General features: G+C 65.4%; 7 protein-coding genes and 3 pseudogenes. 3 read left to right on the top strand and 7 right to left on the bottom strand.

The features are described from left to right. Window positions 1-94 precede the first annotated feature (94 nt). Window positions 95-1,323: pseudogene (locus OWR21_RS04075) on the bottom strand (ribosomal protein uL16 3-hydroxylase). Window positions 1,324-1,334: 11 nt separating this feature from the next. Between OWR21_RS04075 and OWR21_RS04070 the strand changes: the two are divergent. Then, window positions 1,335-1,862: an FKBP-type peptidyl-prolyl cis-trans isomerase gene (locus tag OWR21_RS04070; RefSeq protein WP_147213627.1), complete on the top strand. Its 528-nt coding sequence runs from the start codon at window positions 1,335-1,337 to the stop codon at window positions 1,860-1,862. 47 nt (window positions 1,863-1,909) lie between these two features. Here OWR21_RS04070 and OWR21_RS04065 read toward each other — a convergent pair whose 3' ends face one another. The 3 genes and pseudogenes from OWR21_RS04065 to OWR21_RS04055 form a co-directional block, all read right to left on the bottom strand. Then, entirely contained in the window at window positions 1,910-2,986 is a 1,077-nt protein-coding gene (locus tag OWR21_RS04065) for a hypothetical protein (protein WP_332394646.1), read from the bottom strand. Window positions 2,987-2,990: 4 nt separating this feature from the next. Next, a pseudogene (gene mutS / locus OWR21_RS04060) lies at window positions 2,991-5,632 on the bottom strand (DNA mismatch repair protein MutS). 95 nt (window positions 5,633-5,727) lie between these two features. Continuing rightward, on the bottom strand, window positions 5,728-6,624 hold the full coding sequence (locus tag OWR21_RS04055) for a LysR family transcriptional regulator (protein WP_332394645.1): 897 nt from the start codon (window positions 6,622-6,624) through the stop codon (window positions 5,728-5,730). A 238-nt stretch (window positions 6,625-6,862) separates the two neighbouring features. Between OWR21_RS04055 and OWR21_RS04050 the strand changes: the two genes are divergently transcribed. Next, entirely contained in the window at window positions 6,863-8,746 is a 1,884-nt protein-coding gene (locus OWR21_RS04050; RefSeq protein WP_147213677.1) for a methyl-accepting chemotaxis protein, read from the top strand. Window positions 8,747-8,815: 69 nt separating this feature from the next. Next, a complete protein-coding gene (locus tag OWR21_RS04045; protein WP_332394644.1) occupies window positions 8,816-10,633 on the top strand; it encodes a methyl-accepting chemotaxis protein in 1,818 nt (605 codons plus the stop codon). A gap of 12 nt (window positions 10,634-10,645) precedes the next feature. Here OWR21_RS04045 and OWR21_RS04040 read toward each other — a convergent pair whose 3' ends face one another. The 3 genes and pseudogenes from OWR21_RS04040 to OWR21_RS04030 form a co-directional block, all read right to left on the bottom strand. Beyond that, window positions 10,646-11,350, bottom strand: coding sequence for an MOSC domain-containing protein (locus OWR21_RS04040; protein ID WP_147213679.1), 705 nt, complete (start codon window positions 11,348-11,350; stop codon window positions 10,646-10,648). Then, window positions 11,347-12,051, bottom strand: coding sequence for a glutamine amidotransferase (locus OWR21_RS04035; RefSeq protein WP_332394643.1), 705 nt, complete (start codon window positions 12,049-12,051; stop codon window positions 11,347-11,349). Before OWR21_RS04035 ends, OWR21_RS04040 begins: the two co-directional genes overlap by 4 nt. A gap of 295 nt (window positions 12,052-12,346) precedes the next feature. After that, window positions 12,347-13,158: pseudogene (locus tag OWR21_RS04030) on the bottom strand (inositol monophosphatase family protein). Window positions 13,159-13,272 lie beyond the last annotated feature (114 nt).

The raw sequence follows: 13,272 nt of genomic DNA, 5'->3' as shown, positions 1-13,272 counted from the left end.
GATTATAGCGACCTTTACCTACCATGTGTAGCCGAGTCGGGGCTGACGCACGTGCGATTCACACCGTTTTGTAACGATCTGTTTCAATGCGGAATCATCGCCGCGCGGGACCAGCGAGCCTTAGCCAGCCCTCTTCGTACCAAGCGTGCAACGTATCCATCAGATCCGGCAAGCCGGCTGCGGCATCCACGGAAGCTGCGGTCGCACAACGCGCGTCGGCCAACGCGGAAAGCCACGCAAGCAGCGTTCCCGACGGTTCAAACGTATCGCCGTTGATCCAGAAGCGTTGCGCGTCATACAGCGCTTGCGTGCGCGCGTCTAGCACGATGCCTTCCTTGCGCGCACGAGCCGTGAAACGGGCAAGGGGCAGGCGGGGTTGCGTGACAAAGTCGACGTGATCCTTCGGTTCGGAAAGGTACGCGCCGAGGAACTCCCCAACAAGTTCTGGCGTCCAGCGCAACGCGTTGAGCTTCTGGGCAAGTGCCTTGACCATGGCTGCTGGCAGCTCGGCGGGGCGGCCGGTAGGTTTTTGCTCGGGGTCGGCGTAACGGCCCTCGAAGTTGGGGTCGTCTTCCAGCGTTTGGGACAGGAAGCCCAGGAAGTGACCAGCCAGTTCCCGGTACGACGGTGAGCGGAAACCAATTGAGTACGTCATGCAATCGCCTTCGGCCACGCCGTCGTGCGCGTAGTGGGGCGGCAGATACAGCATGTCGCCAGGCTCGAGCACAAATTCTTCTTCGGGTTGGAAATTGGCGAGGATTTTGAGGGGCAGATCGGGGATGAGCGTGAGGTCATCCTGTGCGGAGATGCGCCAGCGGCGCTTGCCGTGGGCCTGCAGCAGGAACACATCGTACGAATCGAAGTGCGGGCCGACGCCGCCGCCGTCGGTTGCGAAGCTGATCATCACGTCGTCGAGCCGCGCGTCCGGAATGAACCGGAAGCGCTGCATGAGCGCCTCGACCGCCGGCTCGACGAGGTTCACGCCTTGAACGAGTACCGACCAGTTGCGCGTCTTGCGCGAGGGCAACGGGCGTTCGTCGAAGGGGCCGTGGTTGAACGACCAGCGCCCGCGCGATTGCGCGATCAGGCGGGACTCGACATCGGCGCGCTCGGCCAGGGCAAGGAGCCGCTCCGGCGATAGCGGAAAGTGCAGCGCACGCATCTCTTCGGGCGACAGCGCCTGCCGGATCAGTAGAGGCTTTTTTGCCAGTGCGTGCGCATGAAATCGCGCGGTGACAGCCCGCCGAGGAGTTGCGCGGGGCGCTCCGCTGGAAGAGCGGGTTGGACGCCGCCATCGGCAGCGTATAATGGGACTTCGTTCATGGAGTGCGCAATTGAAAATCGCGAAGAATACGGTGGTGTCGGTGGCTTACAAACTGTCCGACGCGCAGGGCAACGTCATCGAGGAATCCGATGAGCCGATGGTGTATTTGCACGGCGGCTATGATGGCACGTTCCCCAAGATCGAGGAAGCGCTGGACGGCCAGGAGCAAGGCTTCGAGACCAAACTGCAGCTCGAACCGGACGATGCGTTCGGTGACTACGATCAGGAGCTGATCAAGATCGAGCCGCGCGATCGCTTTCCGGAACCGCTCGAAGTTGGGATGCAGTTCGAAGGCGTGCCCGAGGATGGCGACGAAGAAGACGCCATTGTCTACACGGTCACCGACGTGGCGGAAGACAAGGTGGTGCTGGACGGCAACCACCCGCTGGCCGGCATGGCGCTGCGCTTCGAGCTGAAGGTCACTGAAGTGCGTGAAGCCACGGCGGAGGAAATCGAGCACGGCCACGTGCACGGTGAGAACGGCCTTGAAGTGGTGGACGAGGACGAAGACGACGACAAGCCGCACACGCTGCACTGATCGGCACGTCCATCGAGATGCGAGAACGGGAGCTTCGGCTCCCGTTTTTATTGCGCCGACGCTGGCGCGATCTCCGGCGCCGGGGCGGGCGTGTTGTCGAGGCGGCGGCTACGGATATGGAAGAGCGGCGTGCGGCCCGGCGTGACAGACACCTCCAGCCAGCGATCGAGCACCGGCGACCCATAGGTGCGCGCGCGCATGACGTGCGGATCCGGGCGGCCGTCTTCGTCCTTGAGCGGACGATCCAGCATGAAGGTCTGGCTGGCCCCGTGGATGAGGAGAACGGCACCGTCGTAATCGCGCGTGAGCGCTCGCAGCTGACGCTTGAGTGCCAGGTAGCCGTCATGCGAGCGGCGGCGCAACAAACCGTCGAGCAGGGTCGGTGCGCGGCGCCGCTCCCACCCGTCTTCAAAGAGCGGATCGGCCTGCATCATGACGACCACGCCCGCCATCCTGCGCTGGCGTGCGACGGCAAAGGCGCGGGCGAGCCATTGGCGGTTGGCTTCGAGACGGTCTTCGTATTCGCCGTTGCGCCCGCCCGCCGTCTTGTAGTTGTTGTTGTCGCCGGGCACGTTGAGCGTGACGAACAGCACGTCGTTCACCGTCCAGCGCGTGTTCTCGCGGTAGCTGCGGAACTTGGCCTGATCGGACTGGCGCATGACCGTCATGGTCCGCTGGCCGAGGGTGTTGTCGTCGGGGTAGAACAGCTCTCGCAGGCGCAGGAGGCGTTCCACCGGGTCGAAGCTGCCGGCCGCGGGGCGCTGGCAATCGCTCCAGTCGTGGTCGCCCGGGATGTAGATGACGGGCGCGATCAGGCTGTCGAGCAGGTCATGACGCGCTTCGAGCAGCGTGTCGGAGCACGACTCATCGCGGCCCTTGAGGTTGCCCAGATGGACGACAAAGGCCGGGTGTTCGGCGTCGATGGCGTCCAGCAGTGCGCGCGCAGGGGCGACATCTTCAGCGCGCTCGGGCACGTTGCCGATCACCGTGAAGGTGAACGCAGCCGGCGTGCCAGTTGCAGGCTTTGCGCCCTTGGATGCCGCCGGCACAGCCACCGGCAGCAGCATCGCCAAGGTCATGGCGATGCATCGCAGCGTGCGGGAAGCTGTGCCGGCGCGAATCATGGAGTCACGCGGACGGGTTCGCCAGTGCCTTAAGACGGTACAGCGCATCGAGCGCTTCGCGCGGCGTCATGTCGTCGGGGTCGATTCCGGCGAGTGCCTCCGTCAGGGCGCTGTCGGGGGCGTCGGCCTCGTCGTCTTCGTCGTCGATGGGCGTGTCGGCGGCGAGGGCGAAGAGGTCCAGCTGAGGCGTGGCACCGGTGTCGGCGGAATGCTGCTCCAGCCACGCGAGCCGCTTGCGCGCGGCGCGAATCACCGGCTGCGGCACGCCCGCCAGCTGCGCGACCTGCAAGCCGTAACTCTGGCTGGCCGGGCCCTCTTGCACGGCATGCAGGAAGACGATGCCGTCACCATGTTCGACGGCGGAGAGGTGCACGTTGGCGGCCTGAGCAAACTCCTGCGGCAGTTGCGTCAGCTCGAAATAATGCGTGGCGAACAGCGTGTGGCTGCGGTTGTGCGACAGCAAGTGACGTGCGATCGCCCAGGCGAGCGCAAGGCCGTCGAACGTGCTCGTGCCGCGGCCGATCTCGTCCATCAGCACGAGGCTGTTGGGTGTGGCGCGGTGCAGGATGGCGGCGGCTTCCGTCATCTCGACCATGAAGGTCGAACGACCGCCCGCCAGATCGTCGGCGGCGCCGATGCGCGTGAAGATGCGGTCGATCGGGCCGATGACGGCCGCTTCCGCCGGCACAAATGCGCCCACGTAGGCGAGCAGCACGACCAGCGCGGTTTGTCGCATGAAGGTCGATTTACCGCCCATGTTCGGGCCGGTGATCAGCAACAGCTTGCGCGCTTCCTGCAGCATGCAGTCGTTGGCGACGAACTGTTCGACTTGCTGTTCGACCACGGGATGGCGTGCGCGCGTCAGTTCAATGCCCGGGGCATCGGTCAGCGTGGGGCGCGACCACGACAGCGCATGTGCACGCTCGGCGAGCGTTGCCAGCACATCGGCCTGCGCCAGCGCGGCGGCAATGCGCTTGAACTCGGCCAGATGCGGCAGCAGTTTCTGCAGCAACTCTTCGTAGAGGACTTTCTCGCGCGACAGGGCACGGTCTTGCGCGGACAACGCTTTGTCTTCGAACGCCTTCAGCTCGGGCGTGATGTAGCGCTCGGCATTCTTCAGCGTCTGGCGGCGGCGGTAGTCGTCCGGCACCTTGGCGGCCTGGCCGTTGGTGACTTCAATGTAGAAGCCGTGCACGCGGTTGTATTCGACGCGCAGATTGGCGATGCCGGTGCGCTCGCGTTCGCGGGCCTCCAGATCGACGAGGAACTGGCCACAGTTTTCCGAGATGTCGCGCAGCTCGTCGAGGTCGGAATCGTAGCCGCGGGCGATGACGCCGCCGTCGCGCACCATGGCCGCCGGCTCGGCCATCACGGCGCGCTGCAGCAGGGCGTGGGCGTCTTCGGGCAAGCTGAGCGCGGCGTACAGCTCCGTCAGCAGCGGAGCCGCGTCACTCTGCGGCAGTTCTTCGCGAATCTCGGGCAGCCGCGCCAGCGTGTCACGCAAGGACGACAGATCGCGCGGCCGCGCCGACAGCAGCGCCAGCCGCCCTGTAATGCGCTCCACGTCCGACAGCGTGCGCAGCGTCGCACGCAACGTTGCCAATCGCTGCCGAGCAGCACTTCAATCGCCTGCTGACGCGCTTGAGGCACGGCGCGATCCCGCAGCGGATGATGCAGCCAGTGACGCAGCAGGCGGCTGCCCATGCTGGTCGCGCAGGTGTCGAGCAGCGAGAACAGCGTCGGCGATTCCTGCCCGCGCAGCGTCTCGGTCAGCTCCAGGTTGCGGCGCGTGGCGGTGTCCAGGCCGATGAATTCGCTTTCGTGCTCGACGGTCAGGCCGATCACGTGGCGCAGCGATTGCCCTTGCGTGGCCGCTGCGTAATTCAGCGCGCCGGCAGCCGCCAGTGCGGCCGTCAACGTTTCCGCGCCGAAGGCGACGAGGCTCGCTACGCCGAGTTGTTCACGCAGGCGGCGCGTGCCGGCTTCCACGTCGAAATGCCAATCGGGCAGGCGCGTGCGGGCGACATCCACCTGGAGGGTATTGAGCGTCGCATCGTCGGCCAGCACTTCGGCGGGGCGGATGCGTTCGAGTTCGCGGTCGAGCTGGTCGGGGCTGCATTCCATCACGCGCAATTCGCCGCCGACGAGGTTGAGCCATGCCAGGCCCATCAGCGGCGCCGTGCCGCGCTTGCCGGGCAGATGCGCGATGGCCAGCAGATGGTTATTGACCTTGTCGGAGAGCAGCGCGGCGTCCGTCAACGTGCCCGGTGTGACGACGCGCACGACCTTGCGCTCGACCGGTCCCTTGGTCGTGGCGGGGTCTCCGATTTGCTCGCAGATGGCGACGGATTCACCCAGCTTGACCAGCTTGGCGAGGTATTGCTCCGCGGCGTGGAACGGGATGCCCGCCATGCGGATCGGATGTCCGTTGGAACTGCCGCGTGCGGTGAGCGTGATGTCGAGCAGCCGGGAAGCTTTTTCGGCGTCTTCAAAGAAAAGCTCGTAAAAGTCGCCCATGCGGTAGAAGACAAGCGTGTCCGGATGCCCAGCCTTCAAGCGAAGGTACTGTTGCATCATTGGAGTGTGCTTGTCGAAAGGGCCGTATTTAGGGTCGATCTCCAGAACCGGAGCGGAGTGTTCAGCCATGAGTGCTCAGCGCAGCGCGCCGCCCGATGTGATCCGATCAGGCCGCGCGCGGAAGGTGTTGAATCGCGCAATTGTTGCACACCCGCGATGCGGCTTCACCGTCCATCGTCGGTGAGCCGGGCTTCGAGAAAGTCGAGAAAGCACGCGATCCGCGAAGCCAGCTGCGTGTTGCGGTAGTACACCGCGTGAATCGGCTGCAGCACCTCGACCGTGGCATCCGGCAGCACCTGCACGAGATCGCCCGTGCGTCGGTCTTCAGCGCTCATGAAGTCAGCCAGGCAGACGATGCCGACGCCCTGCAGAGCCAGCTGCCGCAGCGTTTCACCGCTGGAGGCCTTGAGCGTGGGTTCGATGCGCAACCGGTCGCCGTGCGGGCCGCGCAGGGGCCATTGGTTCAGCGATTCCGGCTGCCCGAAACCGAGCAGGACGTGCTTCTGCAAGTCGTCGACGTTGCGTGGCCGGCCCTGCGCTTTCAGATAGGCGGGGCTTGCCAGCACGCGCAGCCGCCGCGTGCCGAGCAGCCGCGCCCGCAGGGTGGAGTCACGCAGCGGGCCGATGCGGATCGCCACGTCGGTGTCTTCTTCCAGCAGATCGATGATCAGGTCGTCGGTGTTCAGCTCCAGCTCGATCTGTGGATACTGCGCGCGGAAATCCGGCACCAGCGGCGCCACCACATGCAGCATGAACGGCATGGCAGCGTTGATGCGCAGGCGGCCGGCGGGCTGCTGGCGGCGCAGGGCCATCTGCTCTTCGGCCTCGTCGACGGCGGCGAGGATGCTGCGCGCCTGCGCCAGGAACGTCGCGCCCTCGTCGGTGAGCGACAGCCGCCGCGTGGTGCGCGAGAGCAGGGTGGTGTCCAGCTTCTCTTCCAGGCGGCGCAGTGCGCGGCTCACGCCAGATACCGTCTGGCCGAGCTGCTCAGCCGCCGCCGTGACGGAGCCCGTGTCGACCACCGTGCGGAAGGCGAGCAGTTCTTCGAGCGTGGTTTTCATCGCTGATTATCAATTTAAGATCAAAAGAATTCTGCCCAATGTGGCGCGATTTGCAAAGATCGGCTGGCGCGGGCGTCGCCGTGGGAGCGTCGAAATGCCGCGCAGCGGCTCCTCGCGCGGGCAGGCGCCCTCAAGGTTGGCGCTCTGCCTGCCGATAGACCATCCGGACCCCTAAAACCATAGTGGAACCGCGTTTGCGCAAATGGCGCCTCGCGGCTCCGCATCCGGAGACTCTGGAATGAGCAAGCTCAGCTTTCGCCAAAAGCTTTGGCTGCCGTTGGTCATCAGCCTTGTCGCGCTGACCTTGATCTCGGTATTCAACGCGTATCAGGCGCGCGAGATCCGCGTGGAGGAGCGCAAGAACAACCTCGTCAGCGTGACGACCATGGCCATGAACCTGGCCAAGCAGTACGACGACCTGACGAAGAACGGTACGTTGACCAAAGACGCCGCGCAGAAGGAGGCGCTCGACCGCTTCAAGGCGCTGCGCTACGACAAGGATGGTTACTTCACCATCACGAGCTCCAACAACGTGGTGGTGATGCACCCGATCAAGCCGGAATTCATCGGCAAGGACCAATCCGGCTTCAAGGATGCGCAAGGCAATGCGGTCTACATGGGCCTGACCAACGCGGCCAAAGATCCCAAGGGCGGATTCACCAGCTACGTCTGGCCGAAGGTCGGCGGCACGGAACCGGTGCCCAAGACGGCTTTTGCAATGCGCTATGAGCCGTGGGACTGGGTCTTCTCGACCGGCGTCTACATGGACGACATCAATGCCGCATTCATGACTTCGCTGTACCAGACGGGCGGCCTGCTGGTGCTGGTGGGCGGTTTGCTGGTGTTGCTGGGCGGCATCGCGAACCGCGGCCTGCAGCGCACGCTCGGCGGGGACCCTGCCTACGCAGCCGATGTGGCCAATCGCATCGCCGGCGGCGACCTGACGGTCGAGATCGCCACGCGTGCCGATGACAACCACAGCCTGCTCTACGCCATGAGCCGCATGCGCGGCGCGCTGGTGCAGACCATCGGCCGCATCAAGGGCGCTTCGGAGACCATTGGCACCGCCACGCGCGAGATCGCCAGCGGGAACCTCGATCTGTCGTCGCGCACCGAGCAGCAGGCCAGCTCGCTCGAAGAAACGGCTTCGGCCATGGAGCAGCTGATGTCGACGGTGCAGCAGAATGCCGACAACGCCCAGCAGGCCAACCAACTGGCGGCGTCCGCCTCGGATGTGGCCGTACGCGGCGGGGATGTGGTGACGCGCGTGGTGGAGACGATGGGCTCGATCAACGCGTCGTCACGCAAGATCGTCGACATCATCGGCGTGATTGACGGCATTGCCTTCCAGACCAACATCCTCGCGCTGAATGCCGCCGTGGAAGCTGCCCGCGCCGGTGAGCAGGGCCGCGGCTTTGCCGTGGTGGCCGGTGAAGTGCGCAGCCTCGCGCAGCGCAGTGCCGCGGCCGCCAAGGAAATCAAGGCGCTTATCGACGATTCCGTCGTCAACGTGGATGCGGGCAGCGCGCTGGTGGAAGAGGCCGGCACGACGATGCGCGAAATCGTTGCGAGCGTGAAGCGCGTGACCGACATCGTCGGCGAGATTTCCTCGGCCAGCCAGGAACAGCGCTCGGGCATTGAAGAAGTGAGCCACGCCGTCACGCAGCTTGACGACGCTACGCAGCAGAACGCCGCGCTGGTGGAGCAGGCCGCCGCGGCCGCGCAATCGCTCGAAGAGCAGGCGGTGAGTCTCACGCAGGTGGTGGCGCAATTCCGCCTCGATGCGCATGCGCTGCGTGCTCCCGCCATGGTGGCCAAGGTTGAAGCGGTGGTTGCGCCGGCCAAGCCTGTCGCGGTTGCAACGCCGGCTGCTCCGTCCGCTCCGGCAGCCGCCAAGGTTGAAGCGCCGCGCCGCGCGGCCGCCAAGCCGAGCACCGAGGCCACCAAGCCTCGGTTGACGTCGCGCAAGCCGCCGGTACTGCGCAAGGCTGCTGCAACGCCGGCTGACCGAATCGAAAAAGTCGAGAAGAGCCCGTCTGCACCTGCTGCCATCCCTGCGAGCCTCGCCAAAGCGAAGCCCCTGGTGGCCGCCGGAGACGACGGTGACTGGGAAACCTTCTGACCTGCAATTGACCTTCCCTCGTTGACCTCGCGCACGCAATCGCGTGCCTGCCCGGATCCCGGAGAAAAGATGGACCGCATTTTGAAGAACACCAGCGTGCGCGCTGGCCTGCTTGCGATTCTGATCACCTTTGCATCGATGATCGTCGTCGGGGCGGCGGTGGGTGTGCTGGCCCTTCGCACCACCAACACGGCTACCGAGCGCGTGCATGAGATTTCCGACCGCAGCATGCTGTTGAACGACGCGTACAAGGACATGCAGCGGGCGCGCACCGGCATGTCGCGCCTGTACAGCGTCCTGCGGGAGAACATGGATGACGCTGCCAAGACGGCGGCGCTCGCCAGCTCGGACAAAGGCCTGAAGAAGGCAATCGAACAGGTGGAGGCCTTCAAGAATGCGCCACGCATCGAAGGTGTAGACGAGTCGCTGCGCCAGGCGATCGTCCAGGCTGCACAGACGCACATCGAAGCCGTGCAGCGCGCCCTGGCGGCTTTGCGCGCCGGTGATGCCGCAGCCTATGCCCCGATCAATTACAAAGATGTGACCGATACCGGTGCGGCGTGGTCGGTGCAGATCGAGAATTTCCAGCAGCTCGTGAAGAAGCTTGCCAAGGACGAGGCCGACAACGGCCGCGCGCGTTATGAAACGATTCTGAAGTTCGTGGCGCTTGGTATTGCGATGGCGCTGGCGCTGATCGTGGCGGTGTTCTACGGGCTCAAGGCCTTCGTGATCACGCCGCTCAACGAAGCCGTGACCGTGCTGAGCCGCGTGGCTGAGGGCGATCTGGCGGTGCATGTCAAAACGGGCGGCCGCAATGAGCTCGGCCGCTTGCTGGCTGCCGTGGCCCGCATGCGCGAAAGCCTGGTCAACACCGTGCGCCAGGTACGCCACAGCTCCGATTCGGTCAACACCGGCGCGCACGAGATCGCCAGCGGCAACCTCGATCTGTCGACGCGTACGGAGCAGCAGTCTGCCTCGCTGGAAAAGACCGCCGCGAGCATGGAGCAGATGACCTCCACCGTGACCAACAATTCGGAGAATGCCCGTCAGGCCAGCGCGCTGGCGTCGAATGCGGCGGACCTCGCTTCGCGCGGCGGCGACGTGGTGCGCGGCGTGGTGGCCACCATGGACGACATCAGCGCGGGCTCCCGCAAGATGGCCGACATCATTGGCGTGATTGACGGCATTGCCTTCCAGACCAACATCTTGGCGCTCAACGCTGCCGTGGAAGCCGCCCGCGCCGGTGAGCAGGGCCGCGGCTTTGCCGTGGTGGCTGGTGAAGTGCGCGCGCTCGCGCAGCGCAGCGCTGCCGCCGCCAAGGAAATCAAGACGCTGATCGACGATTCGGTGTCGCGCGTGCAAGCGGGCCACACGCAGGTTGCGCAGGCCGGCGAGACCATCAACGAGACGGTGGAGGCCGTGCGTCGCGTCGCCAATATCGTTGAGGACATTGCTTCCGCCTCGGCCGAGCAGACGCAAGGCATCCTGCAGATCGGTCAGGCCGTGACAGAAATGGAGCAGGTGACGCAGCAGAACGCAGCGCTGGTCGAACAGGCCGCTGCCGCCGCGCAGTCGCTTGAAGAACAGGCGCAGAACCTCACGCAGGTGGTGTCGCAGTTCCGGCTGGATGGGGCAGAGATTGCCGCAATGGCCGCGACGAAACCCCAGAAGGTTGCAAAGCCTGAAGCCAAGGCCGCTGCAAAGCCGGTCAGCACGGTCAAGCCCGCGCGAACCGCGCTGCGCAAGCGTGAGCCAAAGATGGCAGCTGAGCCGGTGGCTTCTGTGCCGGCAGCACCCGCCGCTGCCGTTTCTGCCGCTGCTCCGGCTCGCAAGCAACCGCTGGCTGTGGCCGGCGGCGGTTCCGACGCCGATTGGGAAACCTTCTGATCGGTCGGGAACTCAGGCTTCGAGCGCTGGGCCATCGATGCGTTTGGCCCAGCTTTCCACCTCGCCGCGCGCGAGGCGGCCCTCGACCAGCTTGCGCCATGACGGCGTGAGCGGCAGCGTCAGCATGTCGGCCAGCGCTGCACGGTCGAGCATGTTGCGGTAAAGCACGTCCAGCACACGCGACAGTGGCCATTGCGGCCATGGGCGCTCAAGCCATTCGAGCGTATCGCCCGCGCGCAGCGTGCCGCCTTCCAGAACCCGGTAATACCAGCCCGTGCGGCCCGTGTGTTGCACGCGGCGCGCCATGTCGCGCGTGTTGAAGCGGTCATTGAGCTTCCAGCACGGCTGGCGCAGTTGCGACACTTCCAGCACCACGCTCCCCGCGCGCAGGCGGTCGCCCACGCAGATGTCCGCTTCGCTGATGCCCGTCGTGCTCAAGTTCTCGCCAAACGCGCCGGGCTGGGCGAGCACCGGCTGTGCGCCGATATCCGCTTGCCAAGCCGCGTAGTGGTCGAAGGGGTAGTGATGAATCGCCTTGTCAGGGCCGCCGTGCACTCGCAGATCGCCTTGCTCATCGCCAACGATGCCGTTGATGCCGACTTCCACCGCGTCGCGCACGGCGCGCTTGTCGATGGCGCTGCGGGAGCCCGGGCGCGTGTAGTCGACCGCGCGCCCGGTGAGCACGGTGTCGATGCGGATGGGGCCGGGCAGCGTCATGCGGCCTCCGCGCGATCCAGCCAAGCGGTAAAGACCTCGCGCGCGCGTTGCGACAGGCGTTCCGCGACGGCCGGTACCTGCGCCCGCAACGCACGTGGGTCGATGCCCGCCGCGCCGAGTTCCGCCGCATGCCCGATCAGCCACGCTTCCAGCTCCTCCAGATTTGCCTCCAGATGGAATTGCAGCGCGAGTGCGTGGTTGCCGATGGCGAAGGCCTGTTCTGAACAGGCTGCCGTGAACGCCAGCCGTTGCGCGCCAGGCGGCAAGTCGTATCGATCGCCATGCCAATGCAGCACCGGCGTGCCGTCGGCCAGCGGCGCGAGCGGTGAGTCTGTGCCTGCAGCCGTGAGCGTGATGGGGGCAAAGCCGATCTCCTTCACGCCCATCGGCTTGACCGCCGCGCCGAGCGCCCGGGCCATCAGCTGCGCACCCAGGCAGATGCCCAGCAGCGGCTTGCGGGCCGCCAGCCGTTGCGTAATGGCGGCTGCTTCATCGCGTACGAACGGATACGTTGCATCGTCGTACGCACCGATCGGCCCGCCCAGCACGATGAGCAGATCGGCATTCACCATGTCGTCCGTCGGCACCGGCTGGACGCCTACGTCAACGGTGCGCACCGTGTAGCCGCGCGCTTCCAGCAGCGGCTGCAGGATGCCGAGGTGCTCGAATGGAACGTGGCGCAGGGCGAGAGCGGTTTTCATGGCAGGCGGTGGCGTTGATGGGGAGCTCATTGTGAATGAGGAGCGCGGCCCGCAAAACCCGTGCGGTTTGCGGGGGATTGTTGCGGGACGCGGCGCATTCCCGATGCACCTTGCAATCTGCCTTCTATCGACCTCAGTGCGGCGCCCCTTGCGTTATCCCAGCCAACCGGTGCCGAAGCCGGGATGTGCTGTTTTATTGAGCGAACCACGTTTTCGGGCAGCCGCGTACTGCTGGATAGCCGAAACAAAAAGCCCTCGCACTGGGCGAGGGCTTTTCAACGCGTGCTTGAAGCAATCAAGCCTCAGCCCTCGACCGCGAAAACGGCGAGGTGATCTTGATCATCTGCACGAAAGCCTTCGGGTTGCCGGCCAGGATTTCGCCTTGGTCCAGATACCCCGATTCGCCGGTGTAGTTGCCCACCAGACCGCCCGATTCCGTCACCAGCAACGAGCCGGCGGCCATGTCCCACTTGCTCAGGCCTTGCTCGAAGAAGCCGTCGAGGCGGCCGCAGGCGACGTAGGCGAGGTCCAGCGCGGCGGCGCCGGGGCGACGCAGGCCGGCGCAGTTTTCCGTCATGGTCGCAAACAGGCGGGTGTAGTCGTACAGGCCTTCCAGATCGCGGTAGGGAAGCCGGTGCCGATCAGGCAGTCGGCCAGCTTGTCGCGGCGCGTGACGCGGATGCGGCGGTTGTTCAGGAACGCGCCGGCGCCCTTGGAAGCGGTGAAGAGCTCGTCGCGCGTCGGGTCGTACACCACGGCCTGCGTGACGACGCCACGCTGCATCAGCGCGATCGATACGCCATATTGCGGGAAGCCGTGGATGAAGTTGGTCGTGCCGTCGAGCGGGTCGATCACCCAGACGTTTTCGCTGGCGGTTTCGCCGTCGGCCCAGGATTGGCCGGACTCTTCCGCTAGAATCGCGTGATCGGGGTAGGCAGTCTTGATGACCTCGATGATCGCCGCTTCAGCTGCGCGGTCGACTTCGGTGACGAAATCGTTGTGTTGTTTGCGCTCGGTGCGCAGGCTATCGACGTCGAAGGACGCGCGGTTGATGACGGTGCCGGCCTTGCGAGCTGCCCGGACGGCGATATTGAGCATCGGATGCATGTGGGATCTCCGCGCCTGGCGCGCCGATTTTTCGGAAGCGGCCGCAGGCGAAACAACACAACGAATTGTAGAAGAACGAGCGGCGGGCCAATCTCGCGATCCTGCCCGCCGTCA

Source organism: Ralstonia sp. 1B3, assembly GCF_036631435.1.
The sequence above is the reverse complement of the archived record's forward strand: the minus strand, read 5'-3'. Positions and strand labels throughout refer to the sequence as shown.

What these genes read in the sequence shown, in the direction of transcription:
- OWR21_RS04050 (WP_147213677.1), top strand. Translation starts at nt 6,863, where the DNA reads ATGAGCAAGCTCAGCTTTCGCCAAAAGCTTTGGCTGCCGTTGGTCATC.
- OWR21_RS04045 (WP_332394644.1), top strand. Translation starts at nt 8,816, where the DNA reads ATGGACCGCATTTTGAAGAACACCAGCGTGCGCGCTGGCCTGCTTGCG.
- OWR21_RS04065 (WP_332394646.1), bottom strand. Translation starts at nt 2,986, where the DNA reads ATGATTCGCGCCGGCACAGCTTCCCGCACGCTGCGATGCATCGCCATG.
- OWR21_RS04055 (WP_332394645.1), bottom strand. Translation starts at nt 6,624, where the DNA reads ATGAAAACCACGCTCGAAGAACTGCTCGCCTTCCGCACGGTGGTCGAC.
- OWR21_RS04035 (WP_332394643.1), bottom strand. Translation starts at nt 12,051, where the DNA reads ATGAAAACCGCTCTCGCCCTGCGCCACGTTCCATTCGAGCACCTCGGC.
- OWR21_RS04040 (WP_147213679.1), bottom strand. Translation starts at nt 11,350, where the DNA reads ATGACGCTGCCCGGCCCCATCCGCATCGACACCGTGCTCACCGGGCGC.